This is a genomic window from Streptococcus infantis (genome assembly GCF_000960085.1).
Lineage (GTDB): Bacteria > Bacillota > Bacilli > Lactobacillales > Streptococcaceae > Streptococcus > Streptococcus infantis_C.
This window is the reverse complement of the sequence record NZ_JYGT01000009.1, coordinates 152,090-177,620: the sequence shown is the minus strand read 5'-3', so window position 1 is coordinate 177,620 and position 25,531 is coordinate 152,090. Positions and strand designations below refer to the sequence as shown.

24 protein-coding genes, 1 tRNA gene and 1 other annotated feature are annotated in these 25,531 nt (G+C 39.2%); of the genes, 3 read left to right on the top strand and 22 right to left on the bottom strand.

Translation table 11 applies throughout. The features are described 5' to 3' along the window. Window positions 1-32: 32 nt before the first annotated feature. The 6 genes from pdxT to TZ94_RS07155 form a co-directional block, all read right to left on the bottom strand. Window positions 33-605 (bottom strand): pyridoxal 5'-phosphate synthase glutaminase subunit PdxT, encoded by a 573-nt coding sequence (pdxT, locus tag TZ94_RS07180; RefSeq protein WP_045615503.1) that lies wholly within the window; start codon window positions 603-605, stop codon window positions 33-35. After that, entirely contained in the window at window positions 606-1,481 is an 876-nt protein-coding gene (gene pdxS / locus TZ94_RS07175; RefSeq protein ID WP_045615501.1) for a pyridoxal 5'-phosphate synthase lyase subunit PdxS, read from the bottom strand. Window positions 1,482-1,617: 136 nt separating this feature from the next. After that, entirely contained in the window at window positions 1,618-2,250 is a 633-nt protein-coding gene (locus TZ94_RS07170) for a Pr6Pr family membrane protein (RefSeq protein WP_045615499.1), read from the bottom strand. A gap of 2 nt (window positions 2,251-2,252) precedes the next feature. Further along, window positions 2,253-2,591 carry a zinc ribbon domain-containing protein YjdM gene (locus TZ94_RS07165; RefSeq protein ID WP_045615497.1) on the bottom strand — a complete coding sequence of 113 codons (339 nt, stop codon included), beginning with the start codon at window positions 2,589-2,591 and terminating at the stop codon, window positions 2,253-2,255. A 140-nt stretch (window positions 2,592-2,731) separates the two neighbouring features. Continuing rightward, window positions 2,732-3,403 (bottom strand): (d)CMP kinase, encoded by a 672-nt coding sequence (cmk, locus tag TZ94_RS07160; RefSeq protein WP_045615495.1) that lies wholly within the window; start codon window positions 3,401-3,403, stop codon window positions 2,732-2,734. Window positions 3,404-3,411: 8 nt separating this feature from the next. Continuing rightward, window positions 3,412-3,903, bottom strand: a complete 492-nt coding sequence (locus tag TZ94_RS07155; protein ID WP_045615493.1) for an SAG1386/EF1546 family surface-associated protein — start codon at window positions 3,901-3,903, stop codon at window positions 3,412-3,414. Window positions 3,904-3,948: 45 nt separating this feature from the next. Here TZ94_RS07155 and TZ94_RS09535 point away from each other — a divergent pair, with 45 nt between their 5' ends. Next, a complete protein-coding gene (locus TZ94_RS09535; RefSeq protein WP_071788261.1) occupies window positions 3,949-4,152 on the top strand; it encodes a ferredoxin in 204 nt (67 codons plus the stop codon). Between the two features lie 209 nt (window positions 4,153-4,361). On the opposite strand, the gene galE is transcribed toward TZ94_RS09535, so the two are convergent. From galE to TZ94_RS07130, 5 genes are all read right to left on the bottom strand, one after another. Continuing rightward, window positions 4,362-5,381, bottom strand: a complete 1,020-nt coding sequence (gene galE / locus TZ94_RS07150; RefSeq protein ID WP_045615491.1) for a UDP-glucose 4-epimerase GalE — start codon at window positions 5,379-5,381, stop codon at window positions 4,362-4,364. A 101-nt stretch (window positions 5,382-5,482) separates the two neighbouring features. After that, entirely contained in the window at window positions 5,483-6,583 is a 1,101-nt protein-coding gene (locus TZ94_RS07145; protein ID WP_045615489.1) for an NAD(P)/FAD-dependent oxidoreductase, read from the bottom strand. 16 nt (window positions 6,584-6,599) lie between these two features. After that, window positions 6,600-7,397, bottom strand: coding sequence for a Nif3-like dinuclear metal center hexameric protein (locus tag TZ94_RS07140; RefSeq protein WP_045615487.1), 798 nt, complete (start codon window positions 7,395-7,397; stop codon window positions 6,600-6,602). Then, window positions 7,384-8,061, bottom strand: a complete 678-nt coding sequence (locus TZ94_RS07135; RefSeq protein WP_045615484.1) for a tRNA (adenine(22)-N(1))-methyltransferase — start codon at window positions 8,059-8,061, stop codon at window positions 7,384-7,386. The genes TZ94_RS07140 and TZ94_RS07135 overlap by 14 nt, the downstream gene beginning before the upstream one ends. A 101-nt stretch (window positions 8,062-8,162) precedes the next feature. Continuing rightward, window positions 8,163-10,499, bottom strand: a complete 2,337-nt coding sequence (locus tag TZ94_RS07130) for a cation-translocating P-type ATPase (RefSeq protein ID WP_045615483.1) — start codon at window positions 10,497-10,499, stop codon at window positions 8,163-8,165. Between the two features lie 131 nt (window positions 10,500-10,630). On the opposite strand from TZ94_RS07130, the gene TZ94_RS07125 reads away from it, so the two are divergent. Both TZ94_RS07125 and TZ94_RS07120 read left to right on the top strand, forming a co-directional pair. Further along, entirely contained in the window at window positions 10,631-11,380 is a 750-nt protein-coding gene (locus TZ94_RS07125) for a lysophospholipid acyltransferase family protein (protein ID WP_045615482.1), read from the top strand. 107 nt (window positions 11,381-11,487) lie between these two features. Beyond that, a tRNA-Thr gene (locus TZ94_RS07120) sits at window positions 11,488-11,560 on the top strand. A 301-nt stretch (window positions 11,561-11,861) separates the two neighbouring features. Here TZ94_RS07120 and pyk read toward each other — a convergent pair. From pyk to gyrB, 11 genes are all read right to left on the bottom strand, one after another. Then, a complete protein-coding gene (pyk, locus tag TZ94_RS07115; RefSeq protein ID WP_045615481.1) occupies window positions 11,862-13,367 on the bottom strand; it encodes a pyruvate kinase in 1,506 nt (501 codons plus the stop codon). A gap of 66 nt (window positions 13,368-13,433) precedes the next feature. After that, complete coding sequence (gene pfkA, locus TZ94_RS07110) at window positions 13,434-14,441, bottom strand: 6-phosphofructokinase (protein ID WP_000820878.1); 1,008 nt, start codon at window positions 14,439-14,441, stop codon at window positions 13,434-13,436. An 81-nt stretch (window positions 14,442-14,522) separates the two neighbouring features. Beyond that, window positions 14,523-17,624, bottom strand: a complete 3,102-nt coding sequence (locus TZ94_RS07105; protein ID WP_045615479.1) for a DNA polymerase III subunit alpha — start codon at window positions 17,622-17,624, stop codon at window positions 14,523-14,525. Window positions 17,625-17,781: 157 nt separating this feature from the next. Then, window positions 17,782-18,216 (bottom strand): hypothetical protein, encoded by a 435-nt coding sequence (locus TZ94_RS07100; protein ID WP_045615478.1) that lies wholly within the window; start codon window positions 18,214-18,216, stop codon window positions 17,782-17,784. A 210-nt stretch (window positions 18,217-18,426) separates the two neighbouring features. After that, on the bottom strand, window positions 18,427-18,807 hold the full coding sequence (gene gloA, locus TZ94_RS07095) for a lactoylglutathione lyase (RefSeq protein WP_045615477.1): 381 nt from the start codon (window positions 18,805-18,807) through the stop codon (window positions 18,427-18,429). 57 nt (window positions 18,808-18,864) lie between these two features. Then, the gene (gene rplT / locus TZ94_RS07090; RefSeq protein ID WP_000124834.1) at window positions 18,865-19,224 is read right to left on the bottom strand and encodes a 50S ribosomal protein L20; all 360 of its coding nucleotides are present in this window, start codon (window positions 19,222-19,224) and stop codon (window positions 18,865-18,867) included. A 50-nt stretch (window positions 19,225-19,274) separates the two neighbouring features. Continuing rightward, window positions 19,275-19,475: a 50S ribosomal protein L35 gene (gene rpmI, locus TZ94_RS07085; protein WP_003003453.1), complete on the bottom strand. Its 201-nt coding sequence runs from the start codon at window positions 19,473-19,475 to the stop codon at window positions 19,275-19,277. Window positions 19,476-19,507: 32 nt separating this feature from the next. Further along, on the bottom strand, window positions 19,508-20,038 hold the full coding sequence (gene infC, locus TZ94_RS07080) for a translation initiation factor IF-3 (protein WP_006149857.1): 531 nt from the start codon (window positions 20,036-20,038) through the stop codon (window positions 19,508-19,510). 15 nt (window positions 20,039-20,053) lie between these two features. Next, window positions 20,054-20,184 (bottom strand) — a sequence feature (ribosomal protein L20 leader region). A gap of 82 nt (window positions 20,185-20,266) precedes the next feature. Further along, window positions 20,267-21,658, bottom strand: coding sequence for a peptidoglycan-N-acetylglucosamine deacetylase PgdA (gene pgdA / locus TZ94_RS07075; protein WP_045615471.1), 1,392 nt, complete (start codon window positions 21,656-21,658; stop codon window positions 20,267-20,269). A 115-nt stretch (window positions 21,659-21,773) separates the two neighbouring features. After that, window positions 21,774-23,501 (bottom strand): septation ring formation regulator EzrA, encoded by a 1,728-nt coding sequence (ezrA, locus tag TZ94_RS07070; RefSeq protein WP_045615468.1) that lies wholly within the window; start codon window positions 23,499-23,501, stop codon window positions 21,774-21,776. 80 nt (window positions 23,502-23,581) lie between these two features. Continuing rightward, a complete protein-coding gene (gene gyrB / locus TZ94_RS07065; RefSeq protein ID WP_045615466.1) occupies window positions 23,582-25,528 on the bottom strand; it encodes a DNA topoisomerase (ATP-hydrolyzing) subunit B in 1,947 nt (648 codons plus the stop codon). Window positions 25,529-25,531 lie beyond the last annotated feature (3 nt).

Sequence of the window (25,531 nt, the reverse complement as noted above, 5' to 3'; positions counted from 1 at the left end):
AAAAGAAGTTGGGAAAAATCCCAACCTCTTTTTTATTTGCACATATTGATAAAATACTGGTGCAAGCGAAGATCATTTGTCAATTCCGGATGAAATGAAGTCACTAGCATATTCTTTTCTTGTGCCGCAACGATTTGATGATTCACTACTGCCAGAACATCAACACCCTTACCAACTTCACTAATAATAGGTCCACGGATAAAAGTCATTGGAATTTTACCAACACCCTTACAGTCTGCCTCAGTATAAAAGCTTCCTAGCTGACGCCCATAGGCATTACGCTCTACTACTGTATCCATAGTCGCCAGATGACTTTCCTCTTGAGAAGCGATTTGTCTCGCTAGCAAAATCAAACCGGCACAAGTCCCAAAGACTGGTAAGCCATTGAGAATAGCTTCTCTTAGAGGGAGTATCATATTCTGGTCACGTAAGAGTTTTCCCATAGCTGTCGACTCACCTCCTGGCAAAATCAAACCTGAAAGCTCACTTCGATGTTGCTGAAAATCTTCTAGATTTCGCAATTCAATACTTTCAACTCCTAGTTCAGCAAGCACTTTTTCATGTTCTACAAAGGCTCCCTGCAAGGCTAATATTCCAATTTTCATCTATTTTCCTCGCTCAGCCATGAGAATTTGGATTTCATTTTCATTGATACCAACCATGGCTTCACCTAAATCTTCAGAGATTTCAGCTAGAATTTGAGGATTTTGATAATTCGTAACAGCTTTAACAATAGCTGCAGCACGTTTGACAGGATCACCTGACTTGAAAATCCCTGAGCCGACAAAGACGCCTTCCGCACCGAGTTGCATCATAAGAGCGGCATCTGCTGGTGTTGCCACACCTCCAGCTGCAAAGTTGACAACTGGTAATTTTCCATGTTCGTGGACGTATTGAACTAATTCTACTGGAACTTGGAGTTCTTTTGCTGCGACATAGAGTTCATCTTCACGGAGATTTTGAATGCGGCGGATTTCTTGATTCATCATACGCATATGGCGGACTGCTTGAACGATGTCTCCTGTTCCAGGCTCTCCTTTTGTACGAATCATAGAAGCACCTTCTGCGATACGACGCAAGGCTTCTCCTAGGTCTTTTGCACCGCAAACAAAAGGAACTTGGAATTCTTTCTTGTCCACATGGAAACGATCATCAGCTGGAGATAGTACTTCACTCTCATCGATATAGTCAATCTCGATGGCTTCTAAAATCTGAGCTTCAACAAAATGCCCAATTCGAACCTTAGCCATAACTGGAATGCTGACTGCTTCTTGAATTTCCTTGATCATCTTAGGATCACTCATACGAGAGACACCACCGGCCGCACGAATATCAGCTGGGATTCGCTCCAAAGCCATAACTGCTGCTGCACCTGCAGCCTCTGCAATTCTTGCTTGTTCGGGGTTTTGAACGTCCATGATGACGCCACCTTTAAGCATTTGCGCCAAATTTTTATTTAATTCATAACGATTTTCAGTCATTTTTTCTTCCTCAATAGTTGTATTGGTAGCTACATATTTATTGTAAGGTAGAAATGACTCAAGAACAAGATAAAAAAAAACGATTTGTCCGGGTACAGTTATCTAAACATAAAAAAGTACCCACTACGGGGTACTCTTATTTCTTAGATTTTTTAATGCTTTTCACAAGATAAAACAGATATCCTGAAACCATGTAGGCAACAAAAATGATACCGGCCCATCTAAAGACAAATCCCCATCCATGTTTATTGGCATTTAAGAAGAAATAGGGGAAAGGACTATCCTTAGCATTAGGGACATCCATCTTTAGAACAAAACCGTTTAAGAGGGCAAAAATCATATAAAGCAAAGGAAGACTAGTCCAAAGCATGGGATCAACCAACTTATATTGGCGACTCTTGTCAAAAATAATTGTATCTGCTAAAAACCAGAGAGGGACAATATAATGGCAAAGGAAATTTTCCAAACGGTAAAAATCTGTCGTCAAAGGAGCTAGCATGAAATGATAGATGACACAAGTAATCATAATACTCATAGTGACGCCACCTTTGAGACGTAGAATACCAGAACTCTGCCAACTATCACCGCCACTACGCATCTTTAACAAAAGATAACCTGTAAAAAGTACAACCAAAAGGTTAGAAAGTACAGTGTAGTAAAGCAACATCCCTAAACCACCTCGCTTGGTGATCTCCAAGTATACACCGGTAAAGGCTGCTATAAATAAAAAGATACGACTATAAAATATTACTTTTTCGTTTTTAATCATGATTAAATCTTCTTCACAAATTCTGATTTAAGTTTCATAGCGCCAAAACCATCAATTTTACAGTCGATGTTGTGGTCACCTTCTACAATACGGATGTTTTTAACACGAGTTCCTTGCTTCAGGTCTTTAGGTGCACCTTTTACCTTAAGGTCCTTAATCAAAGTGACTGTATCTCCATCAGCTAGTTTATTTCCATTTGCATCGATGGCAACAACTCCTTCTTCAACTTCTGCTTGCTCAGAAGGATTCCACTCGTAAGCACATTCTGGGCAAACAAGAAGTGTGCCATCTTCATATACGTATTCTGAATTACATTTTGGGCAATTTGGTAATTGACTCATGTTATCTCCTTAAAAAATTTATGATTATTTGATTGTCAAATTTTCTTTAACAGCAACTATTATACCTTAAAAGAGGCTATTTGACAAATCATGATAAAAAAACGATCAACCGAAATTCAGTTCATCGCTTTTAAAGTTTCTTATAAATGTTTTTGGGCTTCTGATTTGATCTTTTCAACAACCTCTAAAATAGAGAGTCCAGTTGTATCCAAATAGATTGCATCCTCAGCCTGTTTAAGAGGCGAAATTTCACGATGACTATCTTTATAGTCACGCGCAGCAATCTCTTCTTTCAAAGTTTCCAAATTCGTTTCAATTCCCTTTGAAAGATTTTCTTTGTAACGACGTTCTGCACGTTCATCTACAGATGCTACAAGAAAAATCTTCAATTCAGCCTTGGGCAAGACCACTGTACCAATATCACGACCATCCATGACAATACCACCTTGCTGGGCAATCTCTTGCTGAAGGGCTACCAATTTTTCACGAACAGCTGGAATCGCCGCAAAAGCAGAAACAGCATTGGTTACTTCATTTTCACGGATTGGATTTGTCACATCAACATCTCCAACAAAAACAAGCTGTTCTCCTGTTTCGGCGCGACCAAAGCTAATCGGATATTGTTCCAATAATTCAAGAAGTCGAGAAGACTCTTCTGGGCTTACTTGGTTGTTTAAAGCAATATAAGTAGCAGCACGATACATAGCACCCGTATCCAGATACGTATAGCCAAAGTCTTTAGCAATAATCTTAGCAACCGTACTCTTACCACTGGAAGCTGGCCCATCAATAGCAATCTGAATTGTTCTCATCGTCACTCCTATCTTATCTTAAGGACATCACCAGGATTTGCAAACCAAGTTCCAGTAGACATATGACCAGGGTTTAAAGCTTCAAGTTGAGCAATGGAGATTCCAGCTCGAGCAGCAATGGCTGCTTCACCCTCTCCTGGCAAGACTGTAATTGTTCCTTCAGAATCAGTATGCGCTTCTGTATGTTCTTGTTGGGTTGTTTCTCCTTCAGTTACCTCTGTAGTCTGAGTAGTAGTAGCTACTGTTGTAACTTCTTCTACTTTTGGTGCTGAAGAATCATAAAAATCTTTCAGTGTCGAAGTGCGGTCACTTCCGCCAGATGACAAGTAGATCAATACAACTATCATTCCAACAACAATCACAAAGAAAAGAATCGCTAAAACAGTTAAAATGCGATTAGCCAAGATACCTGAATCATCTTGATTACGATGGCGACGTTCTGATCTTGTTTCTTCTTCCTGGCTTTCATAAATATCTTCTTGCCACGGTTCCTTTTCCATACCTTACTCCTTGAGTTTTTTTTAGTTTCTTATTACAATATAAATATGAAGATTAGACTTATACCTGAACGTTGCATTGCCTGTGGGCTCTGCCAAACCTACTCAGAATTATTTGATTACCATGATAATGGAATCGTCCGTTTTTTCGATGATCCTGAACAATTAGAGAGAGAGATTACTTGCACCGACGACATTTTAGAAGCCGTTAAAAATTGCCCTACCCGCGCTCTAATCACAGAAGAATCTTGAATTTTGGTGGAGCATAGACTTCTATTTTCCACTCCCTCTAGTTTAGCATATTTTTATAGAAATTTATAGTCTTTTTACAGACTTATTTTATTCTATTTTTATTTGTTTATTGGATTTTTCTGTAACTGATAGATTTTTTAGTTAGTGTTTTCTATCGACTATTAAAAAAGAGGAAATTCTTCCTCTTTTTTCTATAATATCGCTTTTATTTAATCTTCAAATCCGTTTGGATGTTGACTTTGCCAACGCCATGCATCTTCACACATCTCTATAATACCAAGTTCTGCTTCCCAACCGAGCTCTGCTTTGGCTTTTGCTGGATCTGAGTAGCAAGCTGCGATATCACCCGAACGACGTTCAACGATACGGTAAGGAATTGGACGTCCGACTGCTTTCTCCATATTTTGGATAATTTCAAGGACAGAATAGCCTTTTCCTGTACCAAGGTTATAAATGTTTAGTCCTGAACCTTTTTGAAGTTTCTTAAGTGCTGCAACGTGCCCTTTTGCAAGGTCAACGACGTGGATATAGTCACGGACACCTGTTCCATCTACTGTATCGTAATCATCTCCAAAGACTTGAACTTGTTCTAACTTACCAACTGCAACTTGTGTAACATATGGCAAGAGGTTGTTTGGAATACCGTTTGGATTTTCTCCTAGGTCTCCACTCTTATGTGCTCCGATCGGGTTGAAATAACGAAGTAACACAACGTTCCATTCTGAATCGGCTTTATAGATATCTGTCAAGATTTCTTCAAGCATCAGTTTTGTACGACCGTAAGGGTTGGTAGCTGAAAGAGGGAAATCTTCTAGGATTGGAACTGTATGTGGATCTCCATAAACTGTTGCTGATGAGCTGAAGATGATGTTCTTACAGTTTGTCTCTTCCATAACTTTCAAGAGACTAACAGTTCCAGCGATATTGTTATCATAGTAGGCAAGCGGAATACGTGTAGATTCTCCTACAGCCTTCAAACCAGCAAAATGGATGACTCCTGTTGGTTCTTCATGTTTGAAAATATCACGAAGTGTATCTGTATCACGAATATCTGCTTCGTAGAAAGGAATTTCTACTCCTGTAATTCTTTCAACTACTTCTAGGCTTTTACGACTACTATTTACCAAATTATCCACAACAACTACTTGGTGTCCAGCTTGGACCAGTTCGATGACAGTGTGAGTTCCGATAAAACCTGCTCCACCTGTTACCAGAATTTTTTCTTGCATTTTATTTCCTCAATTCTTGGATTATTTTTTTTCATTTTACCATTTTTGATAGGGAAAGTCACTTACTTTCCTAATACTACCGTAAAAACTAGGTAAAAGATTTACGATTGTTTCTTTTTAATATATCTTTCAGTTAGATAATCTGCCGGATTTAATACTCCACTTCTCCCCTGAAGCATTTGGGCTAGATGATAACCGATAATAGGACCCGTCGTTAACCCTGAAGATCCTAAACCACTCGCTGTATAGACTCCTGATAAGTTTGGAACCTGTCCGAAAAATGGAGAGAAGTCACTTGTATAAGCACGAATACCCACACGTTCACCAGATGAAATTGCCTCAGCCAGGGCTGGATAAAATGGACTCGCTGCCTCAGCCATTTGTTGAAGCAAATTTTCATCAACTGTTAGGTCAAATCCCATATCATTTTCATGAGTAGCTCCTAGAGACAACTTCCCACCTGGAAATGGGATCAAATCCCACTCTCCTTCTGGCATAACCACAGGGTAGGTTCCCATGTCTTGTGGCACTTGATAATCTCGGAGTTGGCCTTTTTGAGGACGAACATCAACCTCATAGCCTAAAGGCTCCAAAATATGTCCAAGCCAAGCTCCTGTGGACAAGATAACTTGGTCAAACATTTGGTTGTCTATTTGATAACCCGATGCTAAGGGATTTAGACTGACCTCTTTCTTTATCACCTTCACTTGACTGGCTTCAAGCAAGCGACTAACTAAAAGTTGCCCATCTACTCGAGCCCCTCCAGAAGCATAGAGCAATCTCTCAAATCCCTCTAATCCAGGGAATAGACTACTTGCAGCAGCTTGGTTCAAAATGGCTAATTCGCCAATTAAGGGAGATTCATCTCTACGTTGCAAGGCTAAGTCATAGAGTTCCTCAAGCTTGGAATCATCTTTTTTGAGAAGAAAGACACCGGAGCGCTGGTAGAAATCAACCTTTTGACCAGTTTTTTCTAAATCAGCCAATAAATCTACATAAAAATCCGCTCCCAAGCGCGCCATCTTGTACCAAGCTTTATTACGTCGTTTAGAGAACCAAGGACTGATGATTCCTGCAGCTGCCTTGGTCGCTTGTCCGTGCCCATGATCAAAGACAGTTACTTCGACATCTGCTTCTTTAGAGAGATAGTAGGCGGCTGTTGCCCCTACAATCCCTGCTCCTACAATGGCAACTTTTTTCATTTTTTATACCTTCTAATTAGATATGGTGGAAAGGATTGGTCGATGCCTGACTTGCGATAACTTCGAGAGACCAAGCATTCTCTTTCTTCCATTCGTTCAAGAGCTCTGCAATTTTTTCGATAAAAAGTACTTCGATATAGTGTCCCGGATCTAGAGCCAACAAACCATCTGACAGCATATCTTGGGCAGTGTGGTAGTATATGTCTCCAGTAATGTAGACATCCGCTCCTTTTGCTAATGCATCAGGATAGAATGATTGACCACTTCCACCACAGATAGCCACTCTTGAGATTGTTTTTTGCAAATCGCTCTCTTGATAATACACCATACGAAGGCTATCTAGATTAAAGACTTCCTTAACATGGTCAGCAAATTCCTTAAATGTTTGATGTCTAATAGTGCCAATACGACCAATCCCACGTTCGGGACCTGTTTCCTGCAGATAAGTTGTATCCTCAATACCCAATAGTTGGCAGAACCAATCATTAAGACCATTTTCAACAATATCGATATTAGTATGACTGACGTAGACAGCGATATCATGCTTGATGAGATTGATATAAATCTGATTTTGAGGACGACTAGCTACCAAATCCTCGATCGGACGAAAGATAGGGGCGTGCTTAACGATAATCAAATCAACATCCTTTTCAATAGCTTCAGCGACTGTCTCTTCACGGATATCAAGAGCAACCATGACTTTTTGGATATCCTTATCTAGAGTACCAATTTGCAGACCACGACTATCACCTTCCATAGAAAATTCTTGTGGGCAATAGGCTTCATAACGCTTAATCACTTCACTTGCTTTCATGGAGCACCTCCTTGATGGCTTGAATTTTATCTGCTAGAACCTGACGTTCTTCTTGATTTTTTTCTGGAATTTGACTAAGGGCAAACTCAAGCTTAGTAGCTTCTTTTTGCCATTTTTGGATGAAGACTGGACTGACTTCTTTGGACAAGAAGGGGCCAAAGCGAACATCAGTGGCTGATAAATTCATTTCACCAGCTTCTGCAACTATGATCTCATAGAATTTCCCAGCTTCTTCTAGGATACTTTCTGCTATGATTTGAAAACCATGCTCTTGTAGCCAAGAACGCAACTCATCTTCTCGGTTATTCGGTTGAAGAATCAAACGCTCAATATTGGCTAGTTTGTCCAATCCTTCTTCTAATATCGTAGCAATTAAACGGCCACCCATTCCAGCAATAGTGATGACAGAGACCTGGTCACTTTCTTCGAAAGCTGCTAAACCATTGGCTAAACGAACCTGAATTTTCTCAGTCAAACCATGACTTTCAACATTTGTAACTGCAGATTGATAGGGACCTTCTACAACTTCTCCTGCAATAGCACGTTCGATATGACCCTTTTCAACTAATTCAATCGGTAAATAAGCATGGTCGCTCCCAACATCAAGTAAAACGGCTCCTTGCGGAACAAAAGAAGCTACCGTTTCTAATCTCTTTGAAATCATTTTCTCTCACTTTCCAAAACTCTATTTCCCTTTATTATACCATATTTTAGCTAGCAATCCTGTACCCAAAAAAGACCGCAATCTAGGATTGCAGCCTTTCTTTATTTTCTAGTTTGATAACGACTTGTCAGGATGAAAATGACAGCAAAGATGACCATCATAATACCATAGACAGGTAATGTTTGTCCTGTCAATGTTGAGATCTCAAGTAGTTTTTGAATTCTTGGAAATAGAGCTGTTCCAAGGAAGCCACCAACTGACCAAATAATCAAGAGAACACGCCATAGACTAAATGGCAAACAAGCTCTAACTACAGACATGAAACCAATTGAGGCTAATAGATAATACAGAAGTGTTGAAATTTCAATGGCTGACCAACCTTGACTGGTTCCAAAAATTTTAATAAATAGAACGCTAAAGACTACCATCAAGGCACTCGGTAGTGCACGGAGCATGGATTTTCTGAGGAAGTTTTGTTCCACAGGTTTGATATTTCGTTCAAAGGTCAATACGAACGGTGGGAATCCTTCCACAAACTGGTCAATCATGGTAATCTGAATTGGAATGAATGGGAAAATTAAAATCCATTCAGTACGTCCCAACAATGCACTCGCAATACAGATGATTGCCAATAAGAATGAATAGATGGTCTTAATCAAGAAAATTGGAGCAATGTGGGCAATGTTATTGACTACACGACGCCCCTCAAAGAGAATCTCAGGAACATCATTAAAGTCTGAATTCAAGAGAACCAGATTTGCAATCTGACGAGTCGCGGGATCTCCTTCAGCCATAACGATGGAACAATCTGCCTCGCGGAGAGCAAGGATATCATTGACACCATCTCCTGTCATGGCAGTCGTATGACCTGCTTTTTTCAAAGTTTGGATGATTAGTTTCTTTTGATGAGGAGAAACACGTCCAAAAATCGCTGTCTCCTCAGCCATAGAAATCAATTCCTCATCCGTGATTTTTGAACAATCTACATAGCTATGATAATCTGCAAAACCTGCTTTTTGAGCAATACTTGAAACGGTAACTGGATTATCACCAGAAATAATTTTCAGCCCTACTTCCTGAGAACGAAGATAGTCTAAAGTTTCAGCAGCCCCTTCTCGGATAGGGTCTAGAATCTCAAGCAGAGCCAAGGCTTGCATATCCGATGGTTTCTGAGGTTTGTGATGGTCAAGTTTTTCTTGACTGAGCGCTAATACCAAGACACGAGATCCTCGTTCAAGAGCTTCCCTAGCTTCAGGAACTTCAGCATCCAACAACATCTCAGGTGCACCTAGGAAAACAGTTCCAAGACCTTCCAATTCCATCGCTCCCCATTTTCGATCACTAGAAAATGGAAGACTAGAAATCATCGGATAGGATATTTCACCCTGGAAACGTTGACGAATAGCTTGAGCAGTTGGATTTTTATCCTCACTGTGCGCTATATAGCTGGTTAGTATTTTTGCAATAGCATCCTTGTCATAAGCCTGGGTCAGAGGAAGAACAGTCTCAACCTGCATCTTCCCTTGAGTGATGGTACCTGTTTTATCCAAACAAAGCATATCCACGCGCGCAAGGGTTTCAACAGAGTACATCTCTTGCACCAAAACCTTTTTCAAACCCAGCTTAATAACAGCGGTTAAAAGAGAGGTAATGGTCAAGAGTGCGATTCCCTTAGGCAACATCCCCAAAAGAGCTGTAGAGGAATTCACTACAGAAGATTTAAGGGGTAAACCTTTTAAGACCAAAGCTTCAAGCAAGAGGGCAATTCCAAATGGAATGATGATTTTCCCAGTAAAGCCTGCAAGTTGATCAAGTGATTTCATGATACGGGAATTGATTGGTTTAACGGTCTTAGCTTCAAGCATGAGTTTAGCAGCATAGTTGTCTGCTCCAACATGATGGACCTGTGCTAAGACAGACCCACTTGCAAGAAAGCTTCCTGACAGCATCAAGTCTTCTACTTCTTTTTGAACCAAGTCACTCTCACCTGTTAACATGGCCTCATTGACTTCAGCAAAGCCTTCTAATACAACTGCATCGCTTGGAATCTGATCCCCTGCAGACAAGCGAATCACATCATCCAAAACAAGCTCTTCAGGGTCTAAAGCAATCTCCTGTCCATCACGAATAGTCGTAATCTTTTCTTTATTCAAGAGATTGAGTTTATCAACCATATGCTTGGCACGTAATTCAGTTACAATTCCTGAAAAAGCATTAAAACAGATAACCGCAAAGAAGACCAAGTTGCTCCATGCTTGAACAAAAGCGAGTGCTAAGGCGATGGCAAAGTTTAATGCATTGAATAAAGTAAAGACATTTCGCTTTACAATCTGCCAGGTGCTCGTACTAGCTGAAGCTTTGAAATCATTGACCTGTCCCTGTTTCTGACGATCTTTAACTTCTGATTGGCTTAAGCCCATAATTTTATTTTTATCCATAAATTCTATCATATCATTTTTTTTTGAATAATTCTAATTTCAAATAAAGAGCTTTTCAGCCTTTACAAAAAACATTTGCCTGTCCTAGTATGATAAGGTATAATAAAAGAAAGAAAACTGAAGGAGACACCATGTTTTATACTTATCTACGTGGGCTAGTTATGTTGATTTTATGGTCGATCAATGGAAATGCTCACTTTCACAATACTGAAAAAATTCCAAGTTTAGATGAGAACTATATCCTTGTTGCCCCACACCGTACTTGGTGGGATCCAGTCTACATGGCCTTTGCGACCAAACCGAAACAATTTGTCTTTATGGCCAAAAAAGAACTCTTTTCAAATCGCATCTTTGGTTGGTGGATTCGCATGTGTGGTGCCTTCCCGATTGACCGAGAAAATCCAAATTCTTCTGCCATCAAGTATCCAATCAATGTTCTTAAAAAAAGTAATCGTTCACTGATTATGTTTCCAAGCGGTAGTCGTCATTCCAATGATGTTAAGGGTGGTGTAGCTCTCATTGCAAAGATGGCCAAGGTTCGCATCATGCCTGTTACCTATACTGGTCCTATGACTCTAAAAGGGCTTGTCAGCCGTGAACGTATTGATATGAACTTCGGAAATCCTATCAATATCTCGGACATTAAAAAGATGAATGATGAGGGAATTGAGATGGTTGCAGACCGCATCCAATCTGAATTTCAACGTTTAGACGAAGAAACAAAACAATGGCACAATAACAAAAAACCAAATCCACTCTGGTGGTTCATCCGTATACCTGCCTTGATTCTCGCAATTATTATCGGAATTCTGACAATTCTCTTTACCTTTGTAGCAAGTTTTGTTTGGGACCCAGATAAAAAGAGAAAACAACTACAATAATCCAATCTTCACAAGTCTAAGTTGATTACTTGGGCTTTTTTCAATGAGTTAAGATACTCTTCAACATATTGACAAAAGGCTAAATCTATAGTATACTTTCAAAGTAAGCTGATTTAGCTCAGTAGGCAGAGCGCATCCATGGTAAGGATGAGGTCGCCGGTTCGATCCCGGCAATTAGCATCATTCGTCAGTTCCTTTTTAGGGACTGTTTTTTTCTTGACAAACTATTGCCCCTGTAGTAAAATAAAGTCTGCGATGAGTCGATATGTAGCGAGAGCTACAATTGCGCAAAGGAGGTCATTAACGCAGGAGCGGACCTTGAGAAATTGTGTGAACCGGTTTCTCACATGGAGATGCCTCTCATGCTTTCTGGTTTTCCAGAAAGCTTTTTATTTTTTAAAAAATCATTTTTAATTCCAATAACAAAAAAAGCCTATCACCCAAGCTCGAAAGCTTGATGTGATAGGTTTTCATTTTTTGATTAACGTACAGTACGGATACGCATTGTGTTTGTACGAACTGCTTCTCCAAGTGGCACACCAGCTACGATGATGATATCGTCACCAGATTGAACCAAACCTTGTTCAACAGCAATTTTTTCAGCAAGTTCAAACATATCATCAGTGTTTGAAGGACGTTCAGTAGTTACTGGAATAACACCCCAGTTCAACATCAATCCACGTTCAGTCAATTCATCGAAAGTAATTGCCAAAATGTCAGCATTTGGACGGTATTTAGAGATCAAACGTGCTGTGTGACCAGTCTTAGTCAATGTAACAACCAATTTGATATCCATTGAGTTTGCTGCATCTTTAACTGCTGATGCCATAACTTCTGTCTTAGAGTTACGTTCAAATGTATCTGAGTTCAAACGTCCGTATTCGTTAAGAAGAGTTTGAGCGTTCTTGTCGATTGTAGCCATTGTACGAACAGACTCAAGTGGGTATTTACCGTTTGCAGACTCACCTGAAAGCATTGTAGCGTCAGTTCCGTCGATAACAGCGTTAAATACGTCTGATACTTCTGAACGAGTCGCACGTGGTTTTTCAGTCATTGTTTCAAGCATGTTTGTTGCAGTGATAACAACTTTACCAGCAGCGTTAACTTTAGTGATGATCATTTTTTGGTAAACTGGAACCATTTCGAATGGTACTTCGATACCCATGTCACCACGAGCAATCATGATACCGTCAGCAGCTTCAATGATTTCGTCCAAGTTATCGATACCTTGTTGGTTTTCGATCTTAGCGAACAATTGAACGTGACCGTTACCAGTTTCTTCACAGATAGCACGAACTTCGTTAACGTCTTTTGCAGTACGAACGAATGAGATCGCGATGAAGTTGATACCTTGTTCAAGACCGAAGCGGATATCAGCGTTATCGCGTTCAGCAAGAGCTGGGAAAGGAATTTTAGTGTTAGGGATGTTTACACCTTTTTGTTTAGCGATAACACCGTCGTTTTCAACTTCAACGATGAATTCACGATTTGCGTCGTCTTTTTCTACAACGCGAAGACCAAGCTTACCATCGTCAACCAATACTTGGCGACCAACTTCAACGTCATCATAGATATCAAGAGCACCAGCAACGTTCAATGCAATCACTTCACGAGTTGATTTGATACCTTGTTTAGTTGCAACACGGATTTTTTCACCAGTTTTGTATGAGTACTCTTTAGCTTCACCTTCGAACAATTCAGTACGGATTTCTGGACCTTTAGTGTCAAGAAGGAAACCAACTTTTTTACCTGCAAGTTTTTCTGCAAGTTTAACAGTTGCCATACGGTCACCTTGTTCTTGGTGGTCACCGTGTGAGAAGTTGAAACGGAAAGTGTTAGCTCCTGCTTCAATCAATTGAGCAATGTTTTTAGCTGAAGCTTCAACGTCAAGTTTTTCACCCCAGTATCCGTCATCACCGAATTTTTTACCACCACGGATTTCTACCGCAGGACCCAAAGTTGCAACGATTTTTACACGTTTGTTCATGATTTTTGTGACTCCTTTATATAATTCGACCTTTTATGGTCATTTTACCAGATTAGTTAAAGTTGATTATGACAAGCTCTTATTCAAGTCAGATAGTTCAAGGTCAGCTTTGTGAGGGTTATTAACAACGATCTTACCATCAGCTGTTAGGCTAAACAAAGCTCCTTCTTCTGCAGTTCCAAGAATTGGATTTTCAACCATTTTCTCATTGCGAATACCAACAGCGACACCACCGATTCCTTGTTTAAGAAGTTTAACAGCGTGTGCTCCCATACGTGACGCCAATACACGGTCACGAGCAGTTGGTGAACCACCACGTTGGATGTGACCAAGTTCTGTTACACGAAGGTCACTTGTATCTCCAGCTTCTTTTAGTTTTTGACCAAATTCAGCCGCTGACATAACACCTTCTGCCAAAACGATAATGTTGTGTTTTTTACCGTGTTCATAACCAGCTTTGATGCTTGCTACGATATCTTCAAATTTGAAGCCTTCTTCAGGGATGATGATTTCGTCAGCACCAGTTGCGATACCTGCCCAAAGAGCGATATCTCCAGCGTTACGTCCCATTACTTCAACTACGAAAGTACGACGGTGACTTGATGATGTATCACGAATCTTATCAATCGCGTCCATTGCAGTCGTAACTGCAGTATCAAATCCGATTGTGAAGTCAGTACCTACGATATCGTTATCGATTGTACCTGGAAGTCCAATAGCAGGGAATCCATGCTCAGTCAAGCGCATAGCTCCATGATAAGAACCATCACCACCGATAACTACGACACCTTCGATACCATGTTTTTTCAACTGCTCAATCCCTTTAAGTTGACCTTCAAGCTGTGCAAACTCAGGGTAACGAGCAGAGTGAAGGAAAGTACCACCACGTGAAATGATGTCTCCCACTGAAGCAGCATCAAGTGGATAAATCTCACCAGCAACCATACCAGCATATCCATCATAGATACCAAATACTTCCATTCCTTCTGAGATTGCTTGACGAACAACTGCACGGATAGCAGCATTCATACCAGGGGCGTCTCCACCACTAGTCAAAACAGCAATACGTTTCATTTGGTTTTGCTCCTTTTTCTTTTAACATTCTAACTGATTATACCATATTTAAAGTTAAAATTCTTTTATTTTCATTGATTTTTAACGATAAATCGTTTTCATTGTGATTTGATTTAAAGATTCTTGTAAGCTTGCGTCTTTTGTTACAAAATAACCTGGCAAAAGGACATTTTTTTGTTCATCCTCATAGCGAATGACAACAGGAATTTGTCCCTTGTATTGCTCTAAAATATGATAAATTTCAGAATCATGGTTATGATTAGCAACTTGAATCCAAAAACGTTCACTCACTGCTTCTTTTAGATTATTTAACACTAATTGAAGGCGACCATCTCTTGCCTGTACTTTTCCATTTAGGTAGTAAAATCTTCCTTCATGTAAGAGATTTTTAAATTGGCGATACTGATCAGAAAAAACAGTAACTTCCAGATTTGTTTTACTATCACTTACTTTCAAAAAAGCCATATTTTCACCTTTTTTAGTTCGAATCACCCGGATAGATTGAACCTCAACAAGCACTGTAGCTGTCTGTCCCTCGGAAAGCTCAGATAAACTCGCAATTGGATACAAAGGATTCTTCGCTAAAACCAGCAATGGATGTTGGCTAATTCCAACACCTAACCAATCCTGCTCTTTTTGGAATTTTTCAATATTTGAAATGTCCTCTGTTTCTGTCCAACTATAGCTAGAATCCGCAAAGAGGCTACCTAATTCTTCTACAAAAATAAATAGAGTTGGTAGATTGGCTAAAATCTTTTGCCGATTTTTATCAAATCCATCAAAGAGGCCAACTTCTACTAAAGGAGTTAGGAGGCTAAGCTTCTGATAATTTTTGGGTAAGCGTGTGATAAAATCTTCAACACTACTAAAAGGACGATTCTCTATAATCCAGTAGGCAAAATCACGAGGCATTCCCTTGATACTCTTGAGTCCTAGATGGATTGTCTTATCTGCTAGCTTATCTTGATATGGAACCGTGTTGATAGAAAGCGGAGCTAGTTCAAATCCCATTTCAAGCGCATCTAGAATATAATCTCCGCTAGCATAATTGAGCATGACCTGATAAAAGATTGCTGGAAAATGTGTTTTAAAGTAGGCAAGCTGAAAGGCTAAAGCTGCATATGCATATGCATGCGAACGGTTAAATCCATAACCGGCAAATTTTTCCATTACAGCAAAAACTTCTTGAGCCTGTTTTTGTCCATGCCCTTTTTCAAGGGCCCCTTGGATGAAACTTTCTTCCATTCGGTGCATTTCAGCCGCATTCTTTTTTCCCATAGCACGACGCAAGATATCGGCTTTTCCAAGACTGAAACCTGCATAGCGTTGAGCTACTTGCATCACCTGTTCTTGGTAAAGCATGATGCCATAGGTCGGAGCTAAAATATCTTCTAGTATAGGGTCAAGTACTGTAACTTTTTCTTTGCCATGTTTTCTGGCCACAAAGTTATCGATATAGTCACTTGCACCTGGCCTGTTGAGGGAAGTCGTTGCCACTACTTCTTCAAAATTTTGTGGTTTCACGCGTTTCAATAATCGTATGGCCCCAGGTTGTTCAAACTGAAAGATTCCCTTGGTCTTACCTGTAGCAAAGAGGGCTAAGGTTTCCTTATCTTGAAGATCAATATCCTCAATTCTTAGTGAAATACCTTGAGTTTCATATAAGAGCTCCTGCATTTTTTGAGCGAAGGTTAGGTTTCGAAGGCCCAAGAAATCCATCTTGAGCAAGCCATTTCCTTCAACTCCATGGGCATCATACTGGGTAATCAGCATATCCTCTCCATACTTGAGAGGAATATAATCTGTTAGATTTTTATCACTGATAACGACACCAGCTGCATGGATAGAAGTCTGTCGTGGATAACCTTCAATCTTTTTGGCAATAGAGAAAGCCTTTTGGTACTCGATCTTACTCTGAATAAGTTGTCTAAAACCTAGATTGCCTTCATAAGCTGTCGTAAGAGTATCCTTAGAGCCTATTTTTTTCGTAATGGCCGTCAATTCATACTCAGGGACACCATACCGTTTAAAAATATCTCGGATGGCTTGCTTGGCTCCAAAGGTAGAGTAAGTGACAATCTGCGCAGCATGGATACTACCATAACGATCACGAACATAACGAATAAACTCAGGGCGATAGATATCTGGGATATCAATATCGATATCTGGCATGGTGTAACGTTCACGATTCAAGAAACGCTCAAAGATGAGGTTCTTAGCTACAGGATCAATTCCAGTAATATCTAAGGCGTAAGCTACTAAACTTCCAACTGCGGAGCCGCGTCCCATCCCCATATAATAACCTTGAGAACGGCCAAAACGTAAGAGGTCCCAGACAACCAAGAAATAGTCATCGAATCCCATATCATGAATCACAGATAGTTCTTCTTCTAAACGTTCCTGATAGACTGAATCTAGCAAACCTTTTTGCTCCAAGCCCTTGATAGCTCTTTCCCGAAGTTCCTCAACAGCTGGTCTCTCCGGATTAAAACGAGGAAGCTTGAGACTACTATCAATCTCGTAGAAAGTCCCCTTGGTCAATCTTGCTAGGTTTTCGAGTGCTTGTGGAAACTTCTCTACAAAAACCTGTTCTAAACGGTCAGCAGGCAAAAACAAGCCCTGTTGAGATTGAACATCAACCTCTATCAAGGTCACATTCTCTTTAATCGCTTTAAGCATCTGTAGAGCTTCTAAATCATCAGATCCGAAAGAGTTAACACGATAAAGAGGGAGAATGGGGTGAGAAAAATTGGATTGAGGTGTATCTGGATACACTCCGATATAGTAGTCATGCCCTAAATCTAAACCAGCAATTTCAGGATAATAGGGAACAATAACACAAATATCCTCTAGGTAAGAAGAAAAATCAGTCCATTCTTTTTTACCTGTCATCTTTAAAGACGACAACTTCATCAGGTTTTGATAACCACTGTTTGACAGGGCTAGAAAACGTAGATTGATCCATTCGTCTTTATGATGAACAGTCATTTCAAGACCTAATAAAGGCTGGATCTCCTGTTTATGGCATTCTTTGATAAAGTAATAGGCCCCGTAGAGATTGTCTTCATCCATGATTCCAAGTGATGAATAGCCATATTCCTTCCCTTGGCAGACATATCTCTTAATTGAAACCATGCTCTCCATAAAACTATAGACAGTTTTTGTATCCAGTTGGGCAATCATTCTTTCTCACCTCCCTTATTCTTTCTCTATTATACCATTTAAAAAATAGAAAAACAGATACTTTTGTTCTTATCAAACTAAAAAATCACAGCCTTAAAGGCTATGGTTTTATGATATGAAATAAGTTCAAAGAAGAGTTGCGCCTAGCTTTTTTAATTTAATTACTTGTATCTTTCGTTAAAAATATACCGATTAAAACTAGAACTAGGGAGAGAAAAGGAAAAATCCTAAAAATCTGCCAATCCGGGTCGAATGCTAAAAGTCCTGAAAGCAAATAAAATCCTGCACTCGCATACAAGAAATTTCTATTTACTTTCTTGATTCCTATCTGTGTTAAGACAGTTGCTATAGCGTAAGCAATTAAATTAGGACCTAGAAAAATCAAGAATACAATTCCCCATGGACCAGCAACTAAAGCAAGAGATATAAATAGAAGAATATAGGTAAGCGCCAAATAAAATGAGAAAGATAGAAGAGCCGAGGGTTTCTTGACTGCTTTTGGACCATTCTTCATATCTTCCACCGAATTATTTTCTACAATTAGTTTATCTTCTTCTTTGTTTAGCTCTACATTTGGATTTTGGTCTGACATTTTTTTCTCCCACTAATTTGTTTAATTACCTTTATTATAGCCCAATTTGTCACATTAAGCTAGATAGAAAAAAGCCATCTATGTTAGTCTCAGACAAACGCTCACATTTGTCTGAAAGAAACTAACATAAATGACCTACACTACTCCGTATCAAGTTTTTCTGAGTCAGGTGAAATTGTCTAACTCAATTTGACAAATGAGGAGTTTTTATTATTTTTCACGAATCACTTCTACCTTGTATCCATCTGGATCTTTGATAAAGTAATAGTTTGGTTGAGTACCTGGAAGTCCTTTAGGTTCCGTTACTTCATAACCTTTTTCGCTATGTTCTTTGTGAAGAGCTTCAAGGTCAGGTGTACTTAGAGCGATGTGAGCAAAGCCGTCACCCACAACATAAGGCCCATGATCATAGTTGTAAGTCAACTCCAATTCATAATCATCACCGTCAAGACCTAGATAAACAATCGTAAAAGCATAGTCTGGAAAATCCTTGCGACGTAATTCCTTAAATCCAAAAGCATCTTGGTAAAAAGCAATTGATTTTTCAAGATTTTCTACTCGCAAGCAAGTATGTAACATTTTTGAAGCCATATTTTTCTCCTTTGTTTAAAAAAGACTGGGACAAATTTGCACCAGTCTTATGAATAATTATTTACCAAGTTTTGCTTTAGCTGCATCTGCAAGAGCTGTGAAAGCTGCTGCATCGTTAACAGCCAAGTCAGCAAGCATTTTACGGTTAACTTCGATCTCAGCCAATTTCAAACCATGCATCAATTGTGAGTATGAAAGTCCGTTCATACGAGCTGCCGCATTGATACGTGTGATCCACAATTTGCGGAAGTCACGTTTCTTTTGACGACGGTCACGGTATGCATAGTAGTAAGAGTTCATTACTTGTTCTTTTGCAGTACGGAACAAGATGTGTTTAGCTCCATAGTAACCTTTAGCTAATTTAAGAATACGTTTACGACGTTTGCGTGATACAACGCCACCTTTAACACGTGCCATTTATATTTCCTCCAAATATTTCCTAGAATTGTTTACTTACAAATACGCGATTATTTCAAGCGAGTAAGCATTGCTTTGATACGTTTGAAATCTCCTGCATGCACCATAGATGCTTTACGAAGATGACGACGTTGTTTTTTAGTTTTTCCGTGGAAACGGTGAGATGTATAAGCACGGAAACGTTTAAGTCCACCAGAACCTGTACGTTTGAAACGTTTAGCTGATGCGCGGTGTGTTTTTTGTTTTGGCATGATTTTTTCTCCTTTATTTAACTTTCTGACAATTATTTTTTGTCAGTTGCTGGCGCCAACTGCATGAACATTTGACGACCATCCATTTTAGCACGCTGTTCGATGATTGCAATATCTTGAGTTGCTTCAGCGAAGTCGGCTAAAACTTTTGCACCAATCTCTTTATGGGTAATCATACGACCCTTAAATCGAATGGAAACCTTCACTTTGTTCCCTTTTTCAAGGAACTTGCGAGCATTGCGAAGTTTAGTTTCGAAGTCACCCTTGTCGATAACTGGGCTCAAACGAACTTCTTTCACGGTCACAACACTTTGTTTCTTGCGTTGTTCTTTTTGCTTCTTCTGGTACTCAAATTTGAACTTACCGTAGTCCATAATTTTCGCAACAGGAGGTTTAGCTTGAGGCTGAATGAGAACCAAGTCCACGTTAGCTTCATCCGCAAGTGCTTGCGCTTCGCTTAGTGGTTTGATACCCAATTGCTCACCTTCAAGACCGATTAAGCGAACTTCGCGTACACGAATTTCATCATTGATGAATAAGTCTTGCTTTGCTATGGTTTTCACCTCTTTTTTTAGTTTAGAGAAAAACAAGAGCGGACTTGCTAACGCAAATCCGCACTACATGATTATATTTCATTTCTGAAACTTGATCTGTAGGGGCCAGACAACGTTAGTCGCAAGGCGAGAAGTTCTCACTTCTGCTTTTCTCATCTTGTATATGATATCAAGTTTTCCCCTACTTGTCAAGATAAAAATAATCTTTTTTTATATTATTTTAATTTACTCCAACTATTAGTTACGAGAATAATAAATACCATGTGGTTTCAAACCTATATTGAGTAGTTCTGATACAGTCACAAAGCTATAGCCTTGTCCTTGCAAATACTCGATAACCCTTGGTAGTGAATTTACCGACGTCTGATGAATATCATGCATGAGGATAATAGAACCATCAGTCGTCTGACGTTGAATCTCAGTTAAAATAGCAGCTTCATTCTTGCTCTTCCAGTCCAAACTATCGACATCCCACATAATAAAGCTTAAATCCAGGCTGTTGCGGATATCATCTGAAATGGCACCATACGGTGGACGCATCAATTTAGAGCTTTTCCCAAGAACTTTTGTAATAGCATCTTCTGTATCCGTGAGCTGTTGCTTGGCATCTTCCAATGACAGTTTTGTTAAAATTGGATGATTCCAACTATGGTTTCCAACTTCATGGCCTTCAGACTGCATACGTTTAAGGATTGACTCATTGCCTGCAATATTCTTTCCTTGTACAAAGAAGGTTGCTTTTATTTTGTACTTAGCTAAAATATCCAAGGCTTGTGGTGTTGTATTGCCATCAGGACCATCATCAAAGGTTAAGGCTACAACTTTTTTATGTTTTTCCGCTTGAACTTTTTTATAGAGTTCAGCATCTTTTTCTGTTAGATAGGATGTCTGAATAAAATCAAAGAAGTCTGAAATAGGCATCGCTATTTCTTCAACATTAGCCGTTGCTTTGACTGGATAAAGAACCAATTGGCTATCTTTATAAGCAAATTTCCAAGTTGTTAATTCTGCTGCTGAGAAATCAGCTGAAATTTGATCCACAACCGATTGCTCTACTTTTTTATCCTGAAGAGTAGATTTAAGATCTTCGAATAATTTTTCCTTGGCTTTGCTTGTATCTGTGAAAAGTTGATCCAGTGTAAAGACGGAGCCATTCTCTTTTAGATAAAGCTGATTGAGTGTGGTATTTTCTAATTCGACGACATTCGAATTTGCGATGTCAAAAGTCTGCTTTTTAATTAATCGATTTTCAACTCCAGTTAAAGAGGAGTCCCCTTTTTCTGAGTAATAAAAAATCAATTGATCCTTTCCCTCTACCTTGTCAGTGATATCCTTTATAATCTCATTCTTAACAGAGGAGATAACACTATCTCCAACCATTGGATAATAGGTGATAATCTCTGATTTTTCCTTGCGGAAATGCTCTTTTTGACTCCCCTGTGAGTAGGCGTCATCTTTTTCCTTCTTGAGGCTCTCAATTTTCTGTTCAAAGACTTGTTTACTTAGCACTTTATATGTAATCACACTACCGAGCGCCAACATTGTGAAGAACAAAAGCAACACAAGGATTCCTAATTTTTTATTATTTTCCTTCTTAACTGTCTTTTGAAATGATCTCTTTTTTGTCATAGTTTTATCATATCAAATCAGAGCTATAATTTCAATGAAAATATTGAAGAAAGTCTTTTTTTATAGGAAAAGACAAGCAAAAGAACCCTAGCTAATTCTAGGGTTCTTTTAAAGATTAGAAACGAATACTTTCTCTTGTTTTCTCATAGGAAGTAACGAAACGACTGGATACTCCTGGCTCAGCGACTTCTAAAGCTTGAGAGATTTTTTCGAAAGATGCTTGGTAATCAAAAGTTGTTTCGAAGATATTCAAAGCTTCTTGGAAAGCTTGTTGAATACGATCATCAAATGATCTATAACGGTTAGAATATTGAAGCAATTGTTCTGTCAATGTTGCATTTTGAACGATACTGTATGCTTCTTCTTCCAACATGTTCATATCATTTGTTGCAATCTCAAGAATACGATTGACAGATTCAATATTTACTTGCGCTTGTTCCAACTCAGCCATCAAGTCTTCTGTACTATGACTTGCATCAAAGAAGAGTTTCAAGAATTTTTGTGGAATTCCTGGAAGATTTCTCTTTTCCATATAGCGTTTAATCGTATGGAGACGATTGACGTATACATTTGCTTTTTGGCGAGCATTGATATCGTCTTTTTCGATCTGAACAAGACGTTCGCTGACACCGATTTGGTCATCTTCAATATCTTTCAAAGTAGATTGGAGATTTTCCAAACGTTCTTGCAAGACTGAGTATGCTTCTGAAACTTCTGATTGGTCGTTTGTCAATTCTTCGATTGTAGTGTTCAAGGCTGCAATATCTGCTTGCAGGCGACGAACTCGATTCACATCACTTTCTGAAATCAAGTAAGTTTTTCCAAGACGTTCGATATCTTTAACCAAAACTTGATTGTTTTCTTTCAAGTGTTGAAGATAGGTAGGTAAGGTAGTTACCAACTTCTCGAATGCTTTATGAGCTTCAATTTCACGAGTGAAAATATCATAAAGCGCATTGATTTCTTCTTGGATTTGAGTATTTTCATACTCTGCATTGTCCAATTCTAACTTGCGAATATTCTCGTGATTGTTTTTTAAGGCTTCATAGAGAAGTTGAAGACGAGATTCGATATCTGTTTCAGAGAAATGATAATTCTCATCTAAAAGTTTACGGTAACCAGCTTCTAAATCTTCAAGCTGATCTGGCAATTCACTAGTAAGTTTGGTCACAATCGCTGGAATTCTTTCAACGATATGTGTCAACGCAAGAATATGATTTTCAGCGTTATCCAAAATACCTGCTGCTTCAACCGGATCCCCTGATGAATTCAAGGTTACAAATTGAGAAAACTCAGATTGGATGTTTTCCAATTGTTTTTCAATTTCTGGAAGAGCTTGACCATATTTTTCAGAATCTTCTGCTACTGTATTTTGTAGTTTTTCAAATAAATCTAGAGCATGTAATACTCGTCCACTATTTTTTGATTCTTGTTTTTCCAAATCAGACAAAGCATTACGAATTTCCGTAATATCTTCTTCAACGAGTTTGATTTGACTTTCAATTTGATCAATCTGGTGTTTTGCCTTTAAAAAACGGAATGAACTATTGTAACCTTCAGCTTCAAAGAGGTTATTCTCAATATCCGCAAAAGAGTTGAGGGATAAATCTACCCATTTCTGATTCCATTCTCTAAAAGCAATCTGACTTTGACCAATCAGATGCATGTTTTTTACAGCATCCACCTCGTCATTCACAGGAAGGTTATAAAGTTCTTCTTTTCTTTCTTCTAATGTTGCAAGTCTACTTACATTACGTTTACGAAGCAAAATTGCTACTGCAAAGGCAATCAGAAGCAGAACTGCAATTCCAATCAAGGTAATAATCAACTGATTATCTGACATATCAAACTCCTTTTATACTTGACACAATTGTAATGATTATATCATATTTTTCAAGCCTTGGGAACTATTTCCCAATTTTTTTATACGTCAAGGGTACTGTACACAGCGTTTTCTTCAATAAATTCTCGACGTGGTTCCACTCGATCACCCATGAGCATATCAAAAATCTTATCCGCTTCAGCAGCGTCATCTACTGAAACGCGGGCCATGAGGCGATGTTCAGGATTCATAGTAGTTTCCCAAAGTTGATGATCATCCATTTCTCCAAGACCTTTATAACGTTGAATGGTTGGTTTTGAACGTCCTTCACTATAGCGAGCTAAAGCTTCCTGTAGACGGATTTCTTGATCTGCTCCAGGTTGGATGTATTCTTTAATCTCACTGCCGACCTTAACACCGTAAATTGGTGGTTGTGCGATATAAACATAGCCCGCCTCTAAAACAGGTTTCATATAACGATAAATCAGAGTTAACAAGAGGGTACGGATGTGAGCTCCATCGACATCGGCATCCGTCATGATAACCAGTTTTTGGTATCGAGCCTTGCTAACATCAAACTCTGCACCAAATCCTGTTCCCATAGCTGTGAAAAGACTACGTATTTCTTCATTGGCTAGTATTTTATCCATGCTTGCCTTTTCAACGTTAAGTATTTTCCCACGAATAGGCAAGATAGCTTGAAATTCACGGTCACGTCCTGATTTTGCAGAACCTCCCGCTGAGTCTCCTTCGACGATGAAAAGCTCAGTTTCAGCAGGATTATTTGATGAACAGTCAGCTAGTTTCCCTGGAAGATTTGAAATCTCTAAGCCAGATTTTTTACGAGTAACTTCACGCGCACGCTTGGCAGCAACACGCGCTTTCGCAGCCAAAATACCTTTTTCTACGATGCGCTTAGCAATCTGTGGATTTTCCAAAAGGAAATCAGAAAATGCGTCGCTGAAAAGACGATTGGTAATCTTCACAACTTCACTATTTCCAAGTTTGGTCTTAGTTTGTCCTTCAAACTGAGGGTTTGGATGCTTCACAGAGATAACCGCTGTCAATCCTTCACGGACATCTTCCCCAGTTAGATTATCTTCGTTATCTTTTAGAAGTTTATTTTTACGAGCATAGTCATTAATAACACGAGTTAGGGCTGTACGGAAACCTTGCTCATGTGTTCCACCTTCATGGGTATGAATATTATTAGCGAAACTCATGACATTTTCATGGTAACCAGTTGTGTACTGCATCGCGACTTCAACTGTGATATCATCCATTTCACCATCTGTATAGATTGGCGTATCAAAGATAACATCCTTGTTTTCGTTGATGTACTCAACGTAGCTCGCAATCCCACCTTCGTAGTGATAATGCTTGGTCTGCTCAAGTCCTTCACGTTTGTCAGTGATAGAGATTTGAAGTCCACGATTCAAGAAGGCTAACTCTTGAATCCGTTTATTTAATTTATCAAAGTCAAATGTTGTTGTCTCTGTGAAAATTTCTGGGTCTGGAGTAAAGTGAACGATTGTTCCTGTTTTATCTGTTTCTCCAATCACCTCTAGGTCAGCCACAACATGACCACGACGGTATTCTTGGTAATGAATTTTTCCGTTTTTGTGAACGCGAACATCCAACTGAGTTGAAAGAGCATTTACAACGGATGAACCTACACCGTGGAGACCACCAGATACCTTGTATCCGCCACCGCCGAATTTACCTCCTGCGTGAAGAACGGTAAAGACTGTTTCAACTGCAGGACGACCTGTTTTTTCTTGGATATCAACAGGGATACCACGCCCATCGTCAATAACTGTAATTGAATCATCTGGCTCAATAAAAACTTCGATATGACTAGCGAATCCAGCCAAGGCTTCGTCGATAGAGTTATCTACGATTTCCCAGACTAGGTGGTGAAGACCCTCTTTCGAAGTTGAACCGATGTACATACCTGGACGCATACGAACGGCTTCCAGACCTTCCAAAACTTGAATTTGACTGGCATCATAATCTTGTGCCTGTTGGTTTTTAATATCTTCTGTCATGTT

Bases quoted from the DNA above. Each gene is read 5' to 3' on its own strand.
- pdxT (WP_045615503.1), bottom strand. From the start codon at position 605: ATGAAAATTGGAATATTAGCCTTGCAGGGAGCCTTTGTAGAACATGAA.
- pdxS (WP_045615501.1), bottom strand. From the start codon at position 1,481: ATGACTGAAAATCGTTATGAATTAAATAAAAATTTGGCGCAAATGCTT.
- TZ94_RS07170 (WP_045615499.1), bottom strand. From the start codon at position 2,250: ATGATTAAAAACGAAAAAGTAATATTTTATAGTCGTATCTTTTTATTT.
- TZ94_RS07165 (WP_045615497.1), bottom strand. From the start codon at position 2,591: ATGAGTCAATTACCAAATTGCCCAAAATGTAATTCAGAATACGTATAT.
- cmk (WP_045615495.1), bottom strand. From the start codon at position 3,403: ATGAGAACAATTCAGATTGCTATTGATGGGCCAGCTTCCAGTGGTAAG.
- TZ94_RS07155 (WP_045615493.1), bottom strand. From the start codon at position 3,903: ATGGAAAAGGAACCGTGGCAAGAAGATATTTATGAAAGCCAGGAAGAA.
- TZ94_RS09535 (WP_071788261.1), top strand. From the start codon at position 3,949: ATGAAGATTAGACTTATACCTGAACGTTGCATTGCCTGTGGGCTCTGC.
- galE (WP_045615491.1), bottom strand. From the start codon at position 5,381: ATGCAAGAAAAAATTCTGGTAACAGGTGGAGCAGGTTTTATCGGAACT.
- TZ94_RS07145 (WP_045615489.1), bottom strand. From the start codon at position 6,583: ATGAAAAAAGTTGCCATTGTAGGAGCAGGGATTGTAGGGGCAACAGCC.
- TZ94_RS07140 (WP_045615487.1), bottom strand. From the start codon at position 7,397: ATGAAAGCAAGTGAAGTGATTAAGCGTTATGAAGCCTATTGCCCACAA.
- TZ94_RS07135 (WP_045615484.1), bottom strand. From the start codon at position 8,061: ATGATTTCAAAGAGATTAGAAACGGTAGCTTCTTTTGTTCCGCAAGGA.
- TZ94_RS07130 (WP_045615483.1), bottom strand. From the start codon at position 10,499: ATGGATAAAAATAAAATTATGGGCTTAAGCCAATCAGAAGTTAAAGAT.
- TZ94_RS07125 (WP_045615482.1), top strand. From the start codon at position 10,631: ATGTTTTATACTTATCTACGTGGGCTAGTTATGTTGATTTTATGGTCG.
- pyk (WP_045615481.1), bottom strand. From the start codon at position 13,367: ATGAACAAACGTGTAAAAATCGTTGCAACTTTGGGTCCTGCGGTAGAA.
- pfkA (WP_000820878.1), bottom strand. From the start codon at position 14,441: ATGAAACGTATTGCTGTTTTGACTAGTGGTGGAGACGCCCCTGGTATG.
- TZ94_RS07105 (WP_045615479.1), bottom strand. From the start codon at position 17,624: ATGATTGCCCAACTGGATACAAAAACTGTCTATAGTTTTATGGAGAGC.
- TZ94_RS07100 (WP_045615478.1), bottom strand. From the start codon at position 18,216: ATGTCAGACCAAAATCCAAATGTAGAGCTAAACAAAGAAGAAGATAAA.
- gloA (WP_045615477.1), bottom strand. From the start codon at position 18,807: ATGGCTTCAAAAATGTTACATACTTGCTTGCGAGTAGAAAATCTTGAA.
- rplT (WP_000124834.1), bottom strand. From the start codon at position 19,224: ATGGCACGTGTTAAAGGTGGCGTTGTATCACGCAAACGTCGTAAACGT.
- rpmI (WP_003003453.1), bottom strand. From the start codon at position 19,475: ATGCCAAAACAAAAAACACACCGCGCATCAGCTAAACGTTTCAAACGT.
- pgdA (WP_045615471.1), bottom strand. From the start codon at position 21,658: ATGACAAAAAAGAGATCATTTCAAAAGACAGTTAAGAAGGAAAATAAT.
- ezrA (WP_045615468.1), bottom strand. From the start codon at position 23,501: ATGTCAGATAATCAGTTGATTATTACCTTGATTGGAATTGCAGTTCTG.
- gyrB (WP_045615466.1), bottom strand. From the start codon at position 25,528: ATGACAGAAGATATTAAAAACCAACAGGCACAAGATTATGATGCCAGT.